This window comes from Mycolicibacter sp. MU0083, from assembly GCF_963378075.1.
Classification (GTDB): domain Bacteria; phylum Actinomycetota; class Actinomycetes; order Mycobacteriales; family Mycobacteriaceae; genus Mycobacterium; species Mycobacterium kokjensenii.
The window spans coordinates 3,889,521-3,907,750 of record NZ_OY726394.1 but is presented as its reverse complement, the minus strand read 5'-3'; the positions used below and the strand labels follow the sequence as shown (position 1 = coordinate 3,907,750).

Annotated in this window: 19 protein-coding genes and 1 tRNA gene; 12 read left to right on the top strand and 8 right to left on the bottom strand. The window is 69.6% G+C overall.

The window, feature by feature from the left end; all coding sequences use genetic code 11:
* The first annotated feature begins 10 nt into the window (after positions 1-10).
* Positions 11-664 carry a histidine phosphatase family protein gene (locus RCP38_RS18340; RefSeq protein ID WP_308474330.1) on the top strand — a complete coding sequence of 218 codons (654 nt, stop codon included), beginning with the start codon at positions 11-13 and terminating at the stop codon, positions 662-664.
* Position 665: 1 nt separating this feature from the next.
* On the opposite strand, the gene RCP38_RS18335 is transcribed toward RCP38_RS18340, so the two are convergent.
* Positions 666-995, bottom strand: coding sequence for a LapA family protein (locus tag RCP38_RS18335; protein WP_308474329.1), 330 nt, complete (start codon positions 993-995; stop codon positions 666-668).
* Positions 996-1,097: 102 nt separating this feature from the next.
* Here RCP38_RS18335 and RCP38_RS18330 point away from each other — a divergent pair, with 102 nt between their 5' ends.
* Entirely contained in the window at positions 1,098-1,694 is a 597-nt protein-coding gene (locus tag RCP38_RS18330) for a putative glycolipid-binding domain-containing protein (RefSeq protein ID WP_373692394.1), read from the top strand.
* On the opposite strand, the gene RCP38_RS18325 is transcribed toward RCP38_RS18330, so the two are convergent.
* Positions 1,660-2,601 carry a prephenate dehydrogenase gene (locus RCP38_RS18325; RefSeq protein WP_308477411.1) on the bottom strand — a complete coding sequence of 314 codons (942 nt, stop codon included), beginning with the start codon at positions 2,599-2,601 and terminating at the stop codon, positions 1,660-1,662. The genes RCP38_RS18330 and RCP38_RS18325 overlap by 35 nt on opposite strands.
* 84 nt (positions 2,602-2,685) lie before the next feature.
* Between RCP38_RS18325 and RCP38_RS18320 the strand changes: the two genes are divergently transcribed.
* The 3 genes from RCP38_RS18320 to RCP38_RS18310 all read left to right on the top strand — a co-directional run bounded on the left by RCP38_RS18320 (position 2,686) and on the right by RCP38_RS18310 (position 3,791).
* Positions 2,686-3,207 (top strand): tRNA adenosine deaminase-associated protein, encoded by a 522-nt coding sequence (locus RCP38_RS18320; protein WP_308474328.1) that lies wholly within the window; start codon positions 2,686-2,688, stop codon positions 3,205-3,207.
* Complete coding sequence (locus tag RCP38_RS18315) at positions 3,204-3,671, top strand: nucleoside deaminase (protein ID WP_308474327.1); 468 nt, start codon at positions 3,204-3,206, stop codon at positions 3,669-3,671. The genes RCP38_RS18320 and RCP38_RS18315 overlap by 4 nt, the downstream gene beginning before the upstream one ends.
* Before the next feature lie 29 nt (positions 3,672-3,700).
* A tRNA-Ser gene (locus tag RCP38_RS18310) sits at positions 3,701-3,791 on the top strand.
* A gap of 134 nt (positions 3,792-3,925) precedes the next feature.
* Here the strand turns inward: RCP38_RS18310 and RCP38_RS18305 are convergent.
* The 3 genes from RCP38_RS18305 to RCP38_RS18295 are packed head-to-tail and all read right to left on the bottom strand — an operon-like array spanning position 3,926 to position 7,006.
* On the bottom strand, positions 3,926-4,789 hold the full coding sequence (locus RCP38_RS18305) for a DUF4333 domain-containing protein (protein ID WP_308474325.1): 864 nt from the start codon (positions 4,787-4,789) through the stop codon (positions 3,926-3,928).
* 13 nt (positions 4,790-4,802) lie between these two features.
* A complete protein-coding gene (locus tag RCP38_RS18300) occupies positions 4,803-6,263 on the bottom strand; it encodes a neutral zinc metallopeptidase (RefSeq protein ID WP_373692529.1) in 1,461 nt (486 codons plus the stop codon).
* A 2-nt stretch (positions 6,264-6,265) separates the two neighbouring features.
* On the bottom strand, positions 6,266-7,006 hold the full coding sequence (locus tag RCP38_RS18295) for an Rv3717 family N-acetylmuramoyl-L-alanine amidase (protein WP_308474323.1): 741 nt from the start codon (positions 7,004-7,006) through the stop codon (positions 6,266-6,268).
* Between the two features lie 50 nt (positions 7,007-7,056).
* Here RCP38_RS18295 and RCP38_RS18290 point away from each other — a divergent pair, with 50 nt between their 5' ends.
* Entirely contained in the window at positions 7,057-8,424 is a 1,368-nt protein-coding gene (locus RCP38_RS18290) for a WS/DGAT/MGAT family O-acyltransferase (protein WP_308474322.1), read from the top strand.
* Positions 8,425-8,432: 8 nt separating this feature from the next.
* On the opposite strand, the gene RCP38_RS18285 is transcribed toward RCP38_RS18290, so the two are convergent.
* Both RCP38_RS18285 and RCP38_RS18280 read right to left on the bottom strand, forming a co-directional pair.
* Positions 8,433-9,935, bottom strand: a complete 1,503-nt coding sequence (locus RCP38_RS18285) for a serine/threonine-protein kinase (RefSeq protein WP_308474321.1) — start codon at positions 9,933-9,935, stop codon at positions 8,433-8,435.
* Positions 9,936-10,166: 231 nt separating this feature from the next.
* Positions 10,167-10,571 carry a DUF302 domain-containing protein gene (locus RCP38_RS18280; protein WP_308474320.1) on the bottom strand — a complete coding sequence of 135 codons (405 nt, stop codon included), beginning with the start codon at positions 10,569-10,571 and terminating at the stop codon, positions 10,167-10,169.
* A 77-nt stretch (positions 10,572-10,648) separates the two neighbouring features.
* On the opposite strand from RCP38_RS18280, the gene RCP38_RS18275 reads away from it, so the two are divergent.
* The 6 genes from RCP38_RS18275 (at position 10,649) to RCP38_RS18250 (ending at position 17,850) form a co-directional block, all read left to right on the top strand.
* Positions 10,649-11,554 carry a haloalkane dehalogenase gene (locus RCP38_RS18275; RefSeq protein ID WP_308474319.1) on the top strand — a complete coding sequence of 302 codons (906 nt, stop codon included), beginning with the start codon at positions 10,649-10,651 and terminating at the stop codon, positions 11,552-11,554.
* Between the two features lie 24 nt (positions 11,555-11,578).
* Complete coding sequence (locus tag RCP38_RS18270; protein ID WP_373692393.1) at positions 11,579-12,613, top strand: ATP-dependent DNA ligase; 1,035 nt, start codon at positions 11,579-11,581, stop codon at positions 12,611-12,613.
* Between the two features lies 1 nt (position 12,614).
* The gene (locus RCP38_RS18265) at positions 12,615-13,646 is read left to right on the top strand and encodes a DNA polymerase domain-containing protein (protein ID WP_308474316.1); all 1,032 of its coding nucleotides are present in this window, start codon (positions 12,615-12,617) and stop codon (positions 13,644-13,646) included.
* Positions 13,647-13,836: 190 nt separating this feature from the next.
* Complete coding sequence (locus RCP38_RS18260) at positions 13,837-14,259, top strand: MmpS family transport accessory protein (protein WP_308477410.1); 423 nt, start codon at positions 13,837-13,839, stop codon at positions 14,257-14,259.
* Positions 14,256-17,165 carry an MMPL/RND family transporter gene (locus RCP38_RS18255; RefSeq protein WP_373692392.1) on the top strand — a complete coding sequence of 970 codons (2,910 nt, stop codon included), beginning with the start codon at positions 14,256-14,258 and terminating at the stop codon, positions 17,163-17,165. The genes RCP38_RS18260 and RCP38_RS18255 overlap by 4 nt, the downstream gene beginning before the upstream one ends.
* 217 nt (positions 17,166-17,382) lie before the next feature.
* Positions 17,383-17,850, top strand: coding sequence for a DUF5078 domain-containing protein (locus RCP38_RS18250; RefSeq protein ID WP_308474315.1), 468 nt, complete (start codon positions 17,383-17,385; stop codon positions 17,848-17,850).
* Positions 17,851-17,869: 19 nt separating this feature from the next.
* On the opposite strand, the gene RCP38_RS18245 is transcribed toward RCP38_RS18250, so the two are convergent.
* On the bottom strand, positions 17,870-18,208 hold the full coding sequence (locus RCP38_RS18245) for a DUF4226 domain-containing protein (protein WP_308474314.1): 339 nt from the start codon (positions 18,206-18,208) through the stop codon (positions 17,870-17,872).
* Between the last annotated feature and the right edge of the window lie 22 nt (positions 18,209-18,230).

Genomic DNA, 18,230 nt, shown 5'->3' with positions numbered 1-18,230 from the left:
GGGTGACAGCGTGCAGTTGCTGCTGATCCGCCACGCGCTCCCGCTTCGCAGCGAGTACGGCCAGGGCTCCGACCCCGAGCTGTCCGAGACCGGGTTCGAGCAGGCCCGACGCCTACCGGATGCGCTGGCACGCTTCCCGATCACCCGGCTGGTCAGCAGCCCGCAACGCCGGGCCATCCAGACCGGCGAACCGTTGGCCGCCCAGCGCGGGCTGACCATCGACATCGATGAGCGGTTCGCCGAATACGACCGGGAACTGGCCGGCTACCTGCCCGTCGAGCAGTTGCGCACCGAGCGGCCGCAGGACTGGGCCCGGATGGCGCAGGGCCTGCTGCCCGCCGGCGTCGACGAGGCCGCGTTCAGTGCCCGCGTCGCCGAAGCCCTCGCCGACGTGGCCGCCGGCGCCGACCCCGACGACACCGTCGCGGTGTTCAGCCACGGTGGCGTGATCAACGTGATCCTGCACCAGATCCTGGGCACCCAGCGGCTGCTGTCGTTCCCGATCGACTACGTGTCGATCACCCGGCTGCTGTACTCACGGTCCGGTCACGCCGCCGCGGCATCGGTCAACGGCACCGAACACGTCTGGGATCTGCTGCCGCGCAATCAGGCCCGGATGTCCGAGCCCGACCGGGACCGGGACGCCGGCGCGGCCGCGAACTGAGTCAGCGCTGCGCCGCCAGCGACTTCTTGGCGGCGCGCCGCAGCTGGAAGATCCGCGCGGTGCCGACCAAGGCGGTCACCAGCCCGCCGCAGATCGCGGCCAACAGGATCGCCACCCCCGTCGGCAGGCTCCACGTCCAGGTCAGAAACACCAACTCGACCGGACCGGTGTTCTGGGTGATGAACACCAACAGCACGATCAGCACCAGGAAACCCGCGATCAGCGCGCTCCACAGCGCTCCGGCACGGGTCAACGGCATCGCCGCGGCAGGCGGCGGCGTGCCGACGTCGCCGGGCGCAGGGTCGGAGGGCACAGTCGGGTCGCTGCTCATGAACGCCATCTTGCCGGTTCACGCGAGGAAATCAACGGGTTCTCGGCCATTTCCTCGCCCGGTGTCACAGCGGATCGCGGGCCCGTCGCTTACGGTGGTCCGGTGAGTGCAGCCCCGTCCGGCACCTGGCCGGCGATTCTGACCTGGCGGGCTCCCGACGCCCCGCGGATGGAATCGGTGCGCATCCAGCTGACCGGAAACCGGATCCGGGCCAACGGCCGGATCGTGGCCGGCGCCACCGCCGAGCACGCGGCGTTCGGCGTCTACTACGACCTGCACACCGATGAATCCGGGGCCACCAAACGGCTGGGCCTGACCGTCACACTCGCCGAACGCGAACGCCAACTGGTGATCGCCCGCGACGAAGAGAACATGTGGCTGATCACCGATGCCCGCGGCCAGACCCGCGCCGGCTACGACGGCGCGCTCGATGTCGACATGCTGTTCAGCCCGTTCTTCAACACGCTGCCGATCCGGCGCGCCCGGTTGCACGAGCGGGCGGCCTCGATCACCCTGCCCACGCTGTATCTGAACCTGCCGGAGATGTCGGTGGTGGCCGCGACCGCCGGCTACAGCAGCGCGGGCCCCGGCGGCGGCATCAAGGTGCACACGCCGGGCACCGATGCCCGCGGGACCACCCTGACCGTCGACGCCGACGGATTCGTCATCGACTATCCCGGGTTGGCAACGCGGATCTGATCACCCCGCCGGCCCGGCCGGCCGCGGCCAGCTCCCGGCGCCAGTCGTCCTCGCCGACGACGACGGTGACGATCTCGCTGCGCGGGAAACAGTCGTAGCGGGTGCGCGCGGCATGGCCGGGATTGACCAGGTCGGCCACCGAGTTCTCGTCGGCCAGCGACTCCCGCGCCGCGGTCAGCAGGGCGATCGCCCGGTCCAGGCGGGGTAGCAGTTGCGGCGCGTTGGCCTCGCACATGGCCCGCACCAGATCCGGTGCGGTGCCCGCGACCCGGGTGCCGTCCCGGAAGGACCCGGCGGCCAGTGCGAACGCCAGCGGCACATCGGCGGCGGTCACCGCCAGGGCCTCGGCCAGCAGATGCGGCAGATGCGAGATGGCGGCCGCGGCGGCGTCGTGCTCGTCCGAGCGGGCCGGGACCGCCACCGAACCGCAGTCCAGGATCAGCTCCAGCACTTGCCCGAACACGTCCGGATCCACGTGGTCGTCGACGCTGATCACCCACGGTGCGCCGGTGAACAGTTCGGCGTGCCCGGCCGGCCAACCCGAGTGGGCGGTGCCCGCCATCGGGTGGCCGCCGACGAAACGTGACAGCAGCCCGGCATCGGTGATCGCCTGCAGCACCGCGCCCTTGACGCTGGTGACATCGGTCAGCGGGCAGTCGGGTGCGAGCCGGCCGATGGGGCCCAGCAGCATCGGCAGGGCCGGGACCGGGACGGCGATCACGATCAGCGCACCGACCGCCGCGGCCCGCTCCAGGGCCGACTCCAACTCGGTGGTGGCGTCGAAGCCGTCGGCGACCGCGGCGTTGACCCCGTCGGCCGAACGGTTGTAGCCGAACGCCTCACGGCCCGCGGCCGCGGCCGCACGCAGCACCGACCCGCCGATCAGGCCGAGCCCCAGAACGCACACCGGAGTTTTCACTGTGCTTACCGCCACCTGTCCAGGTTGGCACACGCTGGTCATTGGCGTAGACGGCGACTACCGTAGGCGCCCATGGGAGCACAGGGCGCGTCCGCGCCAGGCCGGCCGGCGGACTCGCTGGACGGTTTCGCGGTGGCCGTCGTGCGCGAGGACGGCAAATGGCGGTGTACGGCGATGCGTGCCGCCGCGCTGACCAGCTTGTCCACCGCGGAGACCGAGCTACGCGAATTGCGGAGTTCCGGAGCGGTTTTCGGGTTGATCAACGTCGACGACGAGTTCTTCGTGATCATCCGCCCGGGGCCGGCCGGGGCCCGGCTGATGCTGTCGGATGCCACCGCCGCGCTGGACTACGACCTGGCCGACGAGGTGCTCGACGAGATCGACGCCGACATCGACGCCGACGATCTCGAAGACGCCGACCCGTTCGAGGAGGGTGACCTGGGCGTGCTGTCGGACATCGGACTGCCCGCCGCGGTGCTCAGCGTGATCCTCGACGACCCCGATGCGTCCATCGACGAGCAACTGCACCGGATCGCCGCCGAGATGGGATTCGACGAGCAGCTCACCGCGGCATTGCCGCGCCGCGATCGGTGACCGCCCTCCCCTCCGACGAGGACCTGATCCGCGCCGCGCTGGCGGCGGCCGCAGCGGCCGGCCCCGGCGATGTGCCGGTGGGTGCGGTGGTGGTCGGCGCCGACGGCACCGTGCTGGCGCAGGCCGCCAACGCCCGCGAAGCCCTCGGCGACCCGACCGCGCACGCCGAACTGTTGGCGATCCGCGCGGCGGCCACCGTGCTCGGCGACGGCTGGCGGCTGACGGGCGCGACGCTGGCCGTCACCCTGGAGCCCTGCACCATGTGTGCGGGCGCGCTGGTGGCCGCCCGGGTGGCCCGGTTGGTGTTCGGGGCGTTCGAACCCAAGACCGGTGCGGTCGGCTCGCTGTGGGACGTGGTGCGTGATCGGCGGATCAATCACCGGCCCGAAGTGCGCGGTGGCGTGCTCGAACAAGAGTGTGCTGCGCCACTGGAAGCCTTCTTCGCCCGGCAGCGATTGGGATGACGGGCCCCTCGTTGGGTACGCTGTCTGGCGGTGGCGTGTCCGAGCGGCCTAAGGAGCACGCCTCGAAAGCGTGTGTGGGGTAACCCCCCACCGAGGGTTCAAATCCCTCCGCCACCGCCAGAAGCCCCGCGCCTGTCTATGCAGGTAGCGGGGTTTTTTGCGGATGGGGTGCGGAACTGTGCCGCGAGATGCTCTCCACGCAGGAAAAGTGCGAGTAGCGACCTGCGTGAGCCCGATCTCGCGTAGGTGACCCGCTACCTCGGCCGGTCCACCGCGTAGGTGCCCTCGTCGTCGGTGAACTCCACCAGCACCTCGCGGTTCTTGCCGTCGACGATCACCGAGCAGGTGAAACTGTCGCCCCTGCGGACCTTCGGGTTGACGCCCTGGTTGCAGCGCACGTCGGTGACGCCGTCGCGCCCGTAGCCGTTGACCGGGTCGGTGAGCACTTGGCGCACACCGTTCTGCGCCGCCGCCACATCCAGTTCGCTGCGAGGGGAGCCGCCGGCCAGCCCGCGCACCACCAACGTCAGCAGCATGCCGAGCACGACCAACCCGACGGCGCCGACGGCGATCGCCATGCCCCGGTTCGACCGCTGCTGCGGCACAGCCGCTTTGGGCTGGGGTGCCGGCGGGATCACCCGGGGTTGCGGGCGCGACGGAGGTGACTGCGGCACGGGCGGCCGCGGGCCCGACGGCGGGTGCCGGTGCTCCGGCGGGGGCTGCCGGTGCGGCTCGTGCGCGGGCGGCGGGGGTTGCCGGCCCTCCAGATACCAGGGCTGTCGCGGCGGGGGAGACTGCCGCGGCGGGGACGGCGGTATCCGCGGGGGAGCGGCCGGCGGTGCGGGCCGGTGCGGCGGTGGCCCCGGCGGGCGCCACTGCGGGGGTTGTGGACCCCGCGGCGGCTGCGGCGGGCCCGGTTGCGGGCGCGGCGGCACGCGCTGCGGATATGCCCGCGGCGGGGGCTGCGGCGGCACCTGGGGCGGCACCTGCGGCGGGCGCTGCGGCGGACGCTGGGGCTGCTGCGGTTGCGGAACCTGCGCCGGCGGGTACGCCCGCGGCGGCAGGTGCCTGGTCCGCTGATCCGGTGGCCGCCGGCGCGGGTCGTCGGGGTGGCTCATACCGGCGCGCCCATCACGGGAACCGCTCGAAGCAGCCGTCGGCGTCGCCGTAGAGCCCGGAGCGGAACGCCAGGATGCGGGTGAAACCCGACGGCACGGTGTTGTCGTCGACGTCGCTGGCGACCATGCCGTTCATCAGCAACCCGGTGACCGCCTCGTCTAGGTCGCCGCTGCCCAACGTCAGGCCCGCGCCGGAGGGCAGCGTCATCGGCTCGGCCATCCGCCGCTGCGCCACCCCGGTCAGGCACGCCGCCCGCAGCCCCGCCGCCGCCGAGGTCAATCCGACCTGGCGTTCGTGTTGCACCGCAAGGGCATACCGCGATGTCACCGCCGACAGGCCGGTGTTGTCGCCCTGGGGCAGGCCGGTCGCCGACTGGTCTGATGGCCTGCTCATCTCCTGCAGGCCGGCCAGGTCCACGGCCACGGTGTGCGCATCCGGGCAGTAGGACACCGGGTCGGGCGTGCGGCCGCCGGGGCACGACGTCGACAGCGACAGCTCAGGCGGCCGGGACAACCCGAAGATCTGGCCCAACTGCTCCATCAGGATCGTCAGCACCGGCTCGTCGATGGTCAGATCACTCTGCTCGTACTCCGAATCGAACAGGGCGCGCGGCAGATTGCCGCGGCGCTTGCGGATCTCGTTCATGTCGATCTCGGCGCACATCTCCGCGCCGCCGTCGAACCCGGTCTGGAACGCGCCGACGCGATCCAGCGCGGTGCCGTGCTCGTCGGAGATCGACACCGGGTTATCCGGCGTGGACACCGGGTCGCGGATCACGATCAGACCGGCCAGCACGTGATTGAGCCCGTCCCCGGTGCTCAACTGGACGCGTGAGGAGTGGCCCGCGGCCACCCACTGCAGGTACACCCCGCCGAAGCAGTCCGCCTGCTGTTCGCGGACCAGCGTGCTGGTCAGCGGATTGACGATCCCGGCCATGTTCTGCAGCGCATGCCCGTACTCGTGTGCCAGGGTTCCGTTGATCGCCATGTCGCCGAAGTACTTTCGAGCCGTCGGCAAAAATTTGGCCCGATCCCAGGCCATGGTGTCCAGCGGTCGGCAGTACATCGCGTTGGGGAGTTTGTAGACGTTGGCGCCGCACACCGACGGGCCGGACGGATCGGTGGAGGCGTAGGACATCAGCGTCGAGACCGGCTTGAACCGGCCGCCGAGCGCGTCGGCGTAGTGCTGCGTCCAGAACTCCTCGATGTCATCGACGGCCAGCAGCGACAACCGGTCGATCTCCCCGCCGTCGGAGTTGTGCACGCGGGCCGTGATCGGCGGCAGTCCGTTGCGCGGGCCGCTGGGCCCCTCCGAGGCGCGCAGCCCGCCGACCCGGCCGGGGTCGTAGAGCATCGCCACCGGATGCCCGGTGATGACGGTGGGGGTGGTGTCCTGCGCGCAGCCGGCCAGCAGTGTCAGCACGGCGGCCAGGACGAAAAACGTTCGGGCGGTAGGGCTGAAGCGTCGCACCACGGTCACCTGGACAGGAACGCGACGATCCCGTCGACCACGGCCGCCGCATAGCGGTCCCGCCCGTCGGGGCTCTCCAGCAGTGCCGCGTCCTCGGCGTTACGCATGTTGCCCAATTCCACCAGCACCGCCGGGTATTCGGCCAGATTCAGCCCGGCCAGATCCGCCCGCCCGAACAGGCCGTCGGATCCCAGGTAGCTCGATTGCGGAATACCCGCCGCCGTCAACGCGTCTCGGATGTCGCCGGCCAGCGCCACGGCCGGGCCGGCCTGGGCGTCGTTGAGCGCCGGGTGCGAGTAGTTGACGTGAAAGCCGCGGCCCGAGGCCGGCCCGCCGTCGGCGTGGATGGACACGATCGCGTCCGGATGCGCCGCATTGGCCGCCGCGGCGCGCGCGTCGATGCACGGACCCGCCGAGGAGTCGTCGGCGCGGGAGAGTTCGGTGTGCACGCCCAGGCGATCCAGCTCGGCCCGGATGCGGTTGGTGACATCCCAGTTCAAGGCGTGTTCGGGGTAGCCGTCGTCAGCGGAGGTGCCGCTGGTCTGGCACGGCTTGGTGCCGCCGCGGCCGTTGGGCACCTGCTGGGAGAAGGAGGCGTCGGTCGCGCCGCTGTGCCCCGGATCCAGGAAGACGGTGCGGCCCGCCACGGCGGAAGCATCCGGCTCCGCGGGGGCGGTGGGCGCGACGATCCCCGCCACCAGCAAGCACAGGCCCGAGGCGACACAGACGACGGGCCGGCGACGCACCGGGAAAGACTAGCAAGCGCCGCCGACGTCAGACGGGGTCTAATGGGTTGATGCAACTGATGTCACCGACCGATTCGGTATTCCTGATGACCGAGACGCGTGAGCACCCCATGCACGTCGGTGGCCTGATGCTCTTCGAGCCGCCCGAGGGGGCCGGACCGGAGTTCGTCGGCGAGATCTACCGGGAGTTGCTGCGCTCCCGCGATCTGCAGCCGGCCTTCCAGAAGCGCCCGGCGAAGATTCTCGGCGGGTTCTCCAACCTGAGTTGGGCCTTCGACGACGACGTCGACCTCGAGTACCACGTGCGACGCTCCGCACTGCCGGTTCCGGGCCGGGTGCGCGACCTGCTGGAGTTGACGTCGCGGCTGCACGGCAGCCTGCTCGACCGGCACCGGCCGCTGTGGGAGGCCCACGTGGTGGAGGGGCTCGACGACGGCCGCTTCGCCGTCTACGTCAAGATCCACCATTCGCTGATCGACGGTGTCTCGCTGCTGCGCCTGCTCAGCCGCACCCTGTCGACCGATCCGCGGGCACCGGAACTGTCCGCCCCGTGGTCACCGAGCGCCGCTGGATCGCGCCCACGGCCACGCCCGGCTGCGCCGTCGCCGCTGCAGCAGCTGACCGGGATGGTCAAAGACGTTGCCGCACTCGGGCCGTCGACGGTGAAGCTGGCGCGGGCCGCGTTGCTCGAACAGCAGTTGACGCTGCCGTTCGAGGCGCCGCGCACCATGCTCAACGTCAACATCGGCGGCGCCCGCCGGTGCGCGGCGCAGTCCTGGCCGGTGCAGCGGGTGATCGCGGTCAAACGCGCAGCCGGTGTCACCCTCAACGACGTGGTGCTCGCGATGTGTTCCGGTGCGCTGCGGGCCTACCTCGACGAGCAGCGGGCGCTGCCGGAGCATCCGCTGGTGGCGATGGTCCCGGTGAGCCTGCGCACCGAGGCCGAAGCCGACTCCGGCGGCAACAAGGTGGGCGCGATCTTGTGCAACCTGGCCACCGACCAGACCGATCCGGCGCAGCGGCTGGCGATCATCAGCGACTCGATGCGCCGCAACAAGAAGGTGTTCAGCGAGTTGCCGCGAACCCAGGCGCTGGCGCTGTCGGCGGCCAACATGGCACCGCTGGCGCTGGCCGCCGTCCCGGGATTCGTCACGACGGCCAAGCCGCCGTTCAACATCGTCATCTCCAACGTGCCCGGCCCGGCCGAACCGCTGTACTGGGGCGGCGCCCGCCTGGACGGCAATTACCCGATGTCGATCGCACTGGACGGCCAGGCGCTGAACATGACCGTGGTCAGCAACGCCGGCAACCTCGACTTCGGGCTGGTCGGCTGCCGTCGGTCCGTGCCGCACCTGCAACGGCTGCTGGGCCACCTCGACACCGCGCTGGCCGACCTGGAGCGCGCGACCGGGGTATAGCCGGGCGATCAGTCGCAGAGCGCGACCAGCGTGTCGAGCTGGTCGATCAGCTTGTCCCGCAGCGGTTGCTGGACTTCGTCGTCGGGTGTCCGCCCCGCCAGGTAGCCCATCGCGAGCTCGCTGAGGGTGTCGGCGTAGCCGGTGGCGGCCACGGCCAGATCGGCGGGGGTGGCCGGCGCCGCCGCCAGATGCATCCGCAGGTAGTCGGAGCTGTGCGCCAGCGCCAGTCGCGCATTGGTGCCCACCGCCAGATCGCCGATCACGTTGCCCGGCTCGGGGTTGGTCATATTGGTGTTGAGCTGCACCGCGGAGCGGGCCACGTCGGTCGCGGTGCAGACATCGTGTTTCGCCGCACTGATCTCCGAGGCGCTGAAGGCCGTCGACGCAACCCCGGACGCGGTGGAATCGTCGGACGGTTCCGGTGCGACGCCGGTGGACTTCGGCACGAAAAGCCCGGCGACGGCGACCGTCAGCGCGAGCAACGCCGCGGCCAGTGCGGCATACCCGGTCCAGTGGGCCTTCGCCGGTTCCGGTGCGGCCACCGTCGGAGCCGACAGCGCCACCGGGGGTGCCGACTGCACCGGGGCGGATGCCGCGGTGGGGAACGCGGCGGTGGGCGCGCCGGGATTGGCGAACGGCGCGCCGGCCGGCGGGGGAGCGGGGAACGGCGCGGCGGGTGCCGCGGGTTGCAGCGCGCGCTGCGCCGCCTCACCCAGGGCGCCGGCGGTGCGGAAGCGGTGTGCCGGATCCTTGGCCATGCCCTGTGCGATCACCTGGTCGAGGGCCGCCGGAATACGGGGGTCGGTCTGGCTGGGGCGCGGCGGCGCCGCGGACATGTGCGCGGAGATGGTCTGTTCGATGCTCCCGGTCGGGAACGGTGTTCTGCCGGTGAGCATTTCGTAGAGGATGCAGGCCAGCGCGTAGACGTCCACCGCGCTGCCGACCGGCTTGTCGGTGAAGCGTTCGGGCGCCATGTGGGCGACCGATCCGATCTGGGTCCCGGTCGCGGTCAGGCTGGACTCGCCGGGCATCGCCGCGATGCCGAAGTCCACCAGGTAGACGAAGTCCGCGGGCGTGACGATGATGTTCTGCGGTTTGACGTCACGGTGGATCAGGTCGTGGGCGTGCGCGGCGTCCAGCGCGGCGGCGACCTGCACGATCAACGCCACGGCCCGCTGCGGCGGCATCGGCCCCCGACGGATCAGTTCCTGCAGGGTCGCGCCCTGGATGAGACGCATGTCGATGTAGAGGCTTCCGTCGATCTCACCCCAATCGTGGATCGGGATGACGTGCGGTTCCCGCAGCATCGCGGTGGCCCGCGACTCGCGCTGGAACCGGGTACGGAACCGTTCGTCGCCCGAATAGTGGTCGAGCAGGATCTTCAGCGCGACGGTCCGGTCTTTGCTGGTGTCGTAGGCCTCGTAGACCTCGCCCATGCCGCCGCGGCCGAGCAACCGGGTGATCTGGTACTTACCGAACGTCGTTCCGACGCGAGAGGCCCCCGCCGTCATTGCATCTCCTCGTTCGTTGGGTAGCTGAGAACGAGACTAGCCGCGACGGCGTGGCCGACGGGGATCAGGAGTGCGGGGCGTGCTGCTGGTCGTGCTGACCTTCGCACCACTGCTCGGGGGGAACCTGGGCGCGGACGTCGGCGACGTGATCACCGCAACCGGCCCAGGTGGTTTTGCCACAGACTCGACACGGCACGGGATAGCACATCGGCGGTTCCTTTCAGGTGCGCGTTACGCACCCGAAAGGATATCGATGACGGCGCCGATCTTCCCGCTTACCTCGTCGGCGATCGGCGCCAGCGCCGGATTGTCGACGACTTGGGCCATCAGCGCCGGATTCATCGCCTCCACCAGCACGGTGCCCGGATGCTCGACGTCCTCGCGGATCACGATGTTGCAGGGCAACAGCACGCCGATGCGCTTCTCGACGGTCACCGCCCGGTGTGCCAACGGCGGGTTGCAGGCGCCCAGGATCAGGTAGCGTTCCATCTCCTCGCCGAGCTTGGCTTTCAGCGTCGCCTGCATGTCGATCTCGGTCAGAACGCCGAAGCCGTTGTCCTTCAGGGCTTCCCGGGTCTTGGCGACGACCGTGTCGAAATCGGAGCCGGTCACCGCGGTGCTCAATGCGACGGACATGAATCCTCCTTGGTCGGTGTTGCCGCCAGCCTACCAGAAACCCCCGGGGGTATATACCCGCACGTTATCGTCGCTTCATGCAGATACTGCGCACCCCCGACGAGCGGTTCGCCGCACTCCCCGATTTCGCCTACCCCCCGCAGTACTGCGACCTCGACGACGATGACGGCGGCACGCTGCGGGTGGCCTGGGTCCAAGACGGCCCGTCCGACGGCCCGCCCATCCTGATGCTGCACGGCGAACCGTCCTGGTCGTACCTGTACCGCAAGATGATGCCGATCCTGGCCGAGGCCGGCTACCGGGTGATCTGCCCGGATCTGGTCGGCTTCGGCCGCTCGGACAAGCCCACCCGCGCCGAGGACCACACCTATGCCCGTCACGTCGAATGGATGCGGGCGCTGGCGTTCGACGTCCTCGACCTGCGTGATGTGACCCTGGTCTGCCAGGACTGGGGCGGGCTGATCGGGCTGCGGGTGCTCGCGGAGAACCCGGAGCGGTTCAGCGGCGTCGTCGTCGCCAACACCGGCCTGCCGACCGGGGATATCCCGATGCCGGAGGTCTGGTGGCGCTTCAAGGAGGCGATCCAGAGCGCGCCGGAGATCAACGTCGGATGGTTCGTGCAGTCCGGTTGCCGTCGGCCGATGACCGAGGCGGTGCGGGCCGGCTACGACGCGCCGTTCCCCGACGACAGCTACAGCGTCGGACCGCGGACCATGCCGTCGCTGATCCCGACGGACCCGGCCGATCCGGCCGCCCCGGCGAACCGGGCCGCGTGGGCCGCGCTGTGCGCGTCGTCGACGCCGATGCTGGTCGCCTTCAGCGACGGCGACCCGATCACCGGGGCGATGGCGCCGATCTTCCAGCGTGAGATGGCCGGGGCGCACGGCCGGGCACACCCGGTGATCCACGACGCCGGGCACTTCCTGCAGGAGGACGCCGGCGAGGAGCTGGCCCGCCACATCGTGGAGTTCCTGCGCCGCTGAGCGCCGGCGCCCATCATGGAGACCATGGACCCGCGCCTGGACCTGCCGGTGTCGCCGCCGGTGGCCCCGATGCTCGCCAAGGCCGCGGCCACGGTCCCCGGCGACGGCGGCTGGTCCTACGAACCCAAGTGGGACGGTTTCCGCGCCCTCGTGTTCCGCGACGGCGACGACGTCGTGCTGCAGTCACGCACCGGTAAGCCGCTGGGCCGTTACTTCCCGGAACTGCTCGACGCGCTGCGGGCCGAGATCGCGCCGCGCTGCGTGCTCGACGGCGAAGTGGTGGTGCCCCGTGAGATCGGCGGGCGCACCCGGCTGGACTGGGACGCGCTGAGCCAGCGCATCCACCCCGCGCAGAGCCGGGTGCGGCAACTGGCCGAGCAGACCCCGGCGCGGTTCATCGGCTTCGACGCGCTGGCGACCGGGGAACGCGCGCTGCTCGACGAACCGTTCCGGGTGCGACGCGACGCGCTGGCCGAGCTGATCGGTGCCGGTCCCAGCTGTCACGTCACCCGCGCCACCGCCGACCCCGAGCAGGCCACCCGCTGGCTGGACACCTTCGAGGGCGCCGGGCTGGACGGGGTGATCGCCAAGCGCGTCGACGGGCCCTACCTGCCGGGCAAACGCGACATGGTCAAGGTCAAACACCACCGCGACGCCGACTGCGTGGTGATGGGCTACCGCGTGCACAAGAGCGGCACCGGTATCGGGTCGCTGCTGTTGGGGCTCTACGACGCCGACGGGGAGTTGGTGATGGTCGGCGGGGCCGCGGCGTTCAGCGACGCCGACCGGCTGGCCCTGCAGGCCGAGTTGGAGCCGCTGCGCAGCGGCGAGGTCCGCGACGGGGAGGCCAGCCGGTGGAACTCCGCGGCCGACAAGCAGTGGATCCCGATCCGGCCCGAACGCGTCGCCGAGGTGGCCTACGACCAGATGGAAGGCCTGCGCTTCCGGCACACCGTGAAACTGCTGCGGTGGCGCCCGGACCGCGACCCGGCGAGCTGCACCTTCGACCAGCTCGAGGTGCCGCTGAACTACGACCTGGGCGACGTGCTGGAGGCCTGAGGTGACCGGCGCGGAGGAGTTGGATGTCGACGGCGTCGCCGTCCGCTTCACCAGCGGCGACAAGGTGTACTACCCGCGGTTGGGCGCCGCCGGCACCAAGCGGGCACTGGCCGACTACTACCTGGCGGTGGCCGGCGGCCCGCTGCTGAACCGGTTGGCGGGCCGGCCCACGCACCTGCAACGGTTCCCCGACGGGATCGGCGGTGCCGAGGTCTACTCCAAACGACTGCCCCGGGGACACCCCGAGAACGTGGAAACGTGCCGGGTGACGTTCCCCTCCGGGCGCACCGCCGACGTCCTCAAGGTCGTCCGGCCCGCCGACATCCTGTGGGCCGTGCAGATGAGCACCGTCACCTTCCATCCCTGGCCGGTGCGCTGCGCCGACACCGACCATCCCGACGAACTGCGCGTCGACCTGGATCCGCAGCCCGGTACCGGCTTCGCGGAGGCCCGCGCGGTCGCGCTGGACGTGCTGCGCCCGCTGCTCGACGAGCTGGGGCTGGTCGGCCACGTCAAGACCTCCGGCGGTCGCGGCCTGCACGTCTACCTTCCGATCAGCGCCGACTGGGATTTCATCGAGGTCCGTCGCGCCGGTATCGCGCTGGCCCGCGAGATGCAGCGGCGCGCACCGGATACCGTCACCGCCTCCTGGTGGAAGGAGGAGCGCGGCGAGCGGATCTTCGTCGACTTCAACCAGAACGCCCGCGACCGCACCATGGCGTCGGCGTATTCGGCGCGGGCCACCCCGATCGCCACCGTCTCCACCCCGCTGACCTGGGAGGAACTGGCGGGCGATGTCGACGCGGACGACTTCACCATCGCCACCGTGCCGGCGCTGCTGGCCCGGCGCGGTGACCCGTGGAGCGGCATCGGCGATCATCCGCAGTCCCTGCAACCGCTGCTGGAGATGGCGGCCGCCGACGAGGCCCACGGTCTGGGGGATCTGCCCTACCCGCCGAATTACCCGAAGATGCCGGGCGAACCCAAGCGGGTGCAGCCCAGCCGGGACACCGACCGCCACCCGCCCCGTTGACTCTGCGCTCGGGGCGCAAAAGTGCGAGTAAGCACCGCCCTGGACGCAAAGTCAACGCGAAACGCGGCGGGGGCGTCGACGCCGGAGCGGGCTGGGCGATCCGCCGGAAAGTCCGGTAGCGTGCGCTTACGCCCGTCGGCGTGGGTTAGGGTACCCAAAGCTCGTGGTGAAGGGGACTTCGATTTTCAAGGTGCTGAGCCGGGTGTGGATACCCCTGGTGATCGTGGTGGTGGCCGCCGTCGCCGCCTTCACCGTGCACAAGATTCACGGCCAGTTCGGCTCCGATAAGCGCCCGTCGTACTCCGACGGCCAGAACGACGAGACCAAACCCTTCAACCCCAAGCACCTGACCTACGAGATCTTCGGCCCGCCCGGAACCATCGCCGACATCAGCTACTTCGACGTCAACTCCGAACCGCAACGGGTCGAGGACGTTCCGCTGCCGTGGCAGCTCGACATCGTCACGACCCTGCCCTCGGTGGTGGGCAGCATTCAGGCCCAGGGTGACAGCGACAGCATCGGCTGCCGGATCACCGTCGACGGCGAGGTCAAGGCCGAACGTGTCTCCAACGAGGTCAACGCCTACACGTTCTGCCTGCTGAAGGCGGCATGAGCGGGATCGGAACGCGCACCGGCAGCGATCAGACGCACCGGCCGTTCATCGCCCGCACCCTTCGCAGGTTCGCCGTCCCGATCATCCTGGCGTGGGTGGCGCTGATCGCGGTACTGGTCGCCACGGTGCCGCCGCTGGAAGAGGTCGGCAAGGCCAACGCGGTGTCGGCCAGCCCCACCGACGCCCCCTCCATGCAGGCCATGACCGAGATGGGCAGGGTCTTCAAGGAGTCCGACTCCGACAGCACCGCGATGATCGTGCTGGAGGCCGACCACAAACTCGGCGACGCCGAGCACGAGTACTACGCCGAGGTGGTCGAGAAGCTCAAAGCCGACACCGCCCACGTCCAGCACGTCCAGGATTTCTGGGGCGACCCGATGACCGCCGTCGGCGCCCAGAGCGCCGACGGCCAAGCGACCTACGTGCAGGTCAACCTCGTCGGCAACATCGGCCAGGCGGCGGCCAACGACTCGGTCGAATCCGTCCGCAACATCGTGGACTCGGTCCAGACCCCGCCGGGGCTGACCGTCTATGTCACCGGCACCGCGGCACTCGCCAAGGACATGAACCACGCCGGCGACAAGTCGATGTTCAAGATGATGCTGGTCACCATCGGGGTGATCCTCACCATGTTGCTGCTGGTCTACCGGTCGATCATCACCGTCGCGGTGCTGCTGGGCATGGTCTACATGGAACTGAACGCGGCCAGCGGCGTGGTGGCGTTCCTGGGGCATAACCACTGGGTCGGGCTGACCACGTTCGCCGTCAACCTGATCGTCTCGCTGGCGATCGCCGCCGGCACCGACTACGCGATCTTCCTGATCGGCCGCTACCACGAGGCGCGCCAGAACGGGGAGGACCGCGAAAGCGCCTACTACACGGCGTTCGAGGGCGTCGCCCACGTCATCCTGGGGTCGGGCCTGACCATCGCCGGCGCGGTGTTCTGCCTCCACTTCACCCGGATGCCCTACTTCGTCTCGCTGGGCATCCCCTGCGCGGTCGGGATGCTCGTCTCGGTCTTCTCCGCGCTGACGCTGGGCCCGGCGATCATCACCGTCGGCAGCCGATTCGGCCTGTTCGACCCCAAGCGCGCCACCAGCACCCGCGGCTGGCGGCGGGTGGCCACGGTGATCGTCCGCTGGCCGGCGCCGGTGCTGGTCGCCGCGCTGGCGGTGGCGGCGGTGGGCCTGCTGACACTGCCGGGCTATACGCCGGCCTACGACGACCGCAAATACATCCCCACCGACATCCCCGCCAACGAGGGCTTCGCCGCCGCCGACCGGCACTTCTCGCAGTCCCGGATGCTGCCCGAGGTGTTGCTGATCAAGGCCGACCACGACATGCGCAACCCGGCGGACTTCCTGATCATCGACAAGCTGGCCAAGGCGGTGTTCAAGGTCGTCGGGATCTCCCGGGTGCAGGCCATCACCCGCCCGCAGGGCACCCCGCTGGAGCACACCTCGATCCCGTTCCAGATCAGCATGCAGAACGCCGGTCAGATGCAGACCATGCAGTTCCAGAAGAAGCGCATGGACGACATGCTGACCCAGGCCGAGGCGATGGGCGAGACCATCGCCACCATGCGCCAGATGCACGGCTTCATGAGCCAACTGGCCGGCACCACCCACGAGATGGTGGTGGACATGGACGACCTGCAGCAGCAGATCTACGAGATCCGGGACCACATCGCCGATTTCGAGGATTTCTGGCGGCCGATCCGCAGCTACTTCTACTGGGAACCGCACTGCTACGACATCCCGATCTGCTTCTCGTTGCGCTCGGCGTTCGACATGGTCGACAGCGTCGATCCGATGAGCGAGAGCATGGACAAGATGATCGGGCACATGGGCGACATGGATGCGCTGATGCCGCAGATGCTCGCCACCTTCCCGCCGATGATCGACACCATGGAGACCATGCGGACGATGATGCTGACGATGCACAGCACCATGTCCGGGATCTTCGCCCAGATGGACGACATGGCCGAAAACGCCACCGCGATGGGCAAGGCGTTCGACGAGGCCAAGAACGACGACTCGTTCTATCTGCCGCCGGAGATTTTCGAGAACCCGGACTTCAAGCGTGCGATGAACATGTTCTTATCCCCGGACGGCAAGGCCGTGCGGATGATGATCAGTCACCGCGGCAATCCGGCTACCGCCGAAGGCATTTCGCACATCGACAAGATCCGGACGGCGGCCGAGGAAGCGCTCAAGGGGACGCCGCTCGAGGACGCCGAGATCTACCTGGGCGGGACCGCGTCGTTGTTCAAGGACATGCACGACGGTTCCAACTACGACCTGCTGATCGCCGGGATCGCTTCGCTGTGCCTGATTTTCGTCATCATGCTGCTGATCACCCGTGCGCTGATCGCCGCGCTGGTGATCGTGGGAACGGTGGCGCTGTCGCTGGGCGCGTCGTTCGGGCTGTCGGTGCTGTTCTGGCAGTACCTGATCGGCATCCAGTTGCACTGGCTGGTGTTGGTGATGAGCGTGATCGTCCTGCTGGCGGTGGGGTCGGACTACAACCTGATGCTGGTCTCCCGGCTCAAGGAGGAGATCCACGCCGGGCTGAACACCGGCATCATCCGGGCGATGGGCGGCACCGGGAAGGTGGTGACCTCGGCCGGACTGGTGTTCGCGTTCACCATGGCGTCGATGGCGGTCAGCGACCTGCGCATCATCGGCCAGATCGGCACCACCATCGGGCTGGGGCTGATGTTCGACACCTTGATCGTGCGGGCATTCATGACACCGTCGATCGCCGCCCTGCTGGGCCGCTGGTTCTGGTGGCCCATCAACGTGTTGCCGCACGTCGGGGGGAAGGCCGCCCGGCATCGGGTCGCGGCCGAACGCGCACGCCGCGACGCCGACGAGGCGACCGGGGAGTTGGCGCACAACCGGTAGCCGGCTGTGAGCGATTCCATGCCCGGGGCCGGAAAACTAATTAGGTAGCATGGCTAAAGTTATGTAGCATTGCGTGACGAGTTCGAGTGGCTGCGCGGTCGTTTCACCGCCGCATTCGTCTCACCCGCTTCACCCGGCTCACGGGTCTCACCGGCGGGTTCGGCGGCCGAACAACCGATTAGAGGAGAGGACCGGGGGAATGGCTACAGTGGATTCCATGCGTAAGCACCGCCCGATTTTCCGGGGCGCCATCGTGGCCGCTGCGGCCGCCGCGTTGAGCGCCGCAATCCTGCCCGCCACCGCCGCCGCCGACGCGACCGACGACTTCCCGATCCCGCGCCGGGTGATCAAGACCGACTGCAGCGCCGAGCAGATGCTGGCCGCCAGCCGGGACTTCTCGCCGGTCTACTACGAGCGCTACATGATCGACATGCACAACAAGCCCGTGCAGGTGCAGCAGGCCACCATCGACAAGATGCACTGGTTCTTCTCGCTGGACGCCGCGCAGCGGCGGGCCTACTCCGAGGAGTTGGCGACCAACTTCGCCGACCCGCTGACCGTGTCGTGGCCCAACCACGCCAAGATCTTCTTCAACAACAAGGGCGTCGTCGCGAAGTCGACCGAGAATTGCAGCCAGTACCCGCGCGACGACATGTCGGTGTGGGACTGGTCCCCGAAGCCGTAACGGTTCTCGAACGGCGTTTCTAACCGGCCGGATAGCGGTCGGCCAGGGCCGACACCGCGTTCGCCCGCCGGCGGCTGTCGTCGGCCGCGTCGGCGACTATCCGATGGATCTCACGGGTCTTGGTGGCCAGATACTGCTGGAACTCTCGGTTGCCGGCCGGGGTGTCCAGGCCTGCCCAAGCGCCGGCCGATTCCCGGATCTCGGCCTCGAGGGCATCCAGGCGCCGCCGGGACTCGACGGTGGCCGCTACCGCCTGCTGCAGGATGGTCTGAAATTCCCGGTCGGCGGTCGCTGAGGCCGCCAGTCGTTCGGCGAGTGCGCTTTCGCGCGGTGGGAACGCACCGAGATGCTCGGTCATAGCGTCCAGGGTAGTCCGGCAG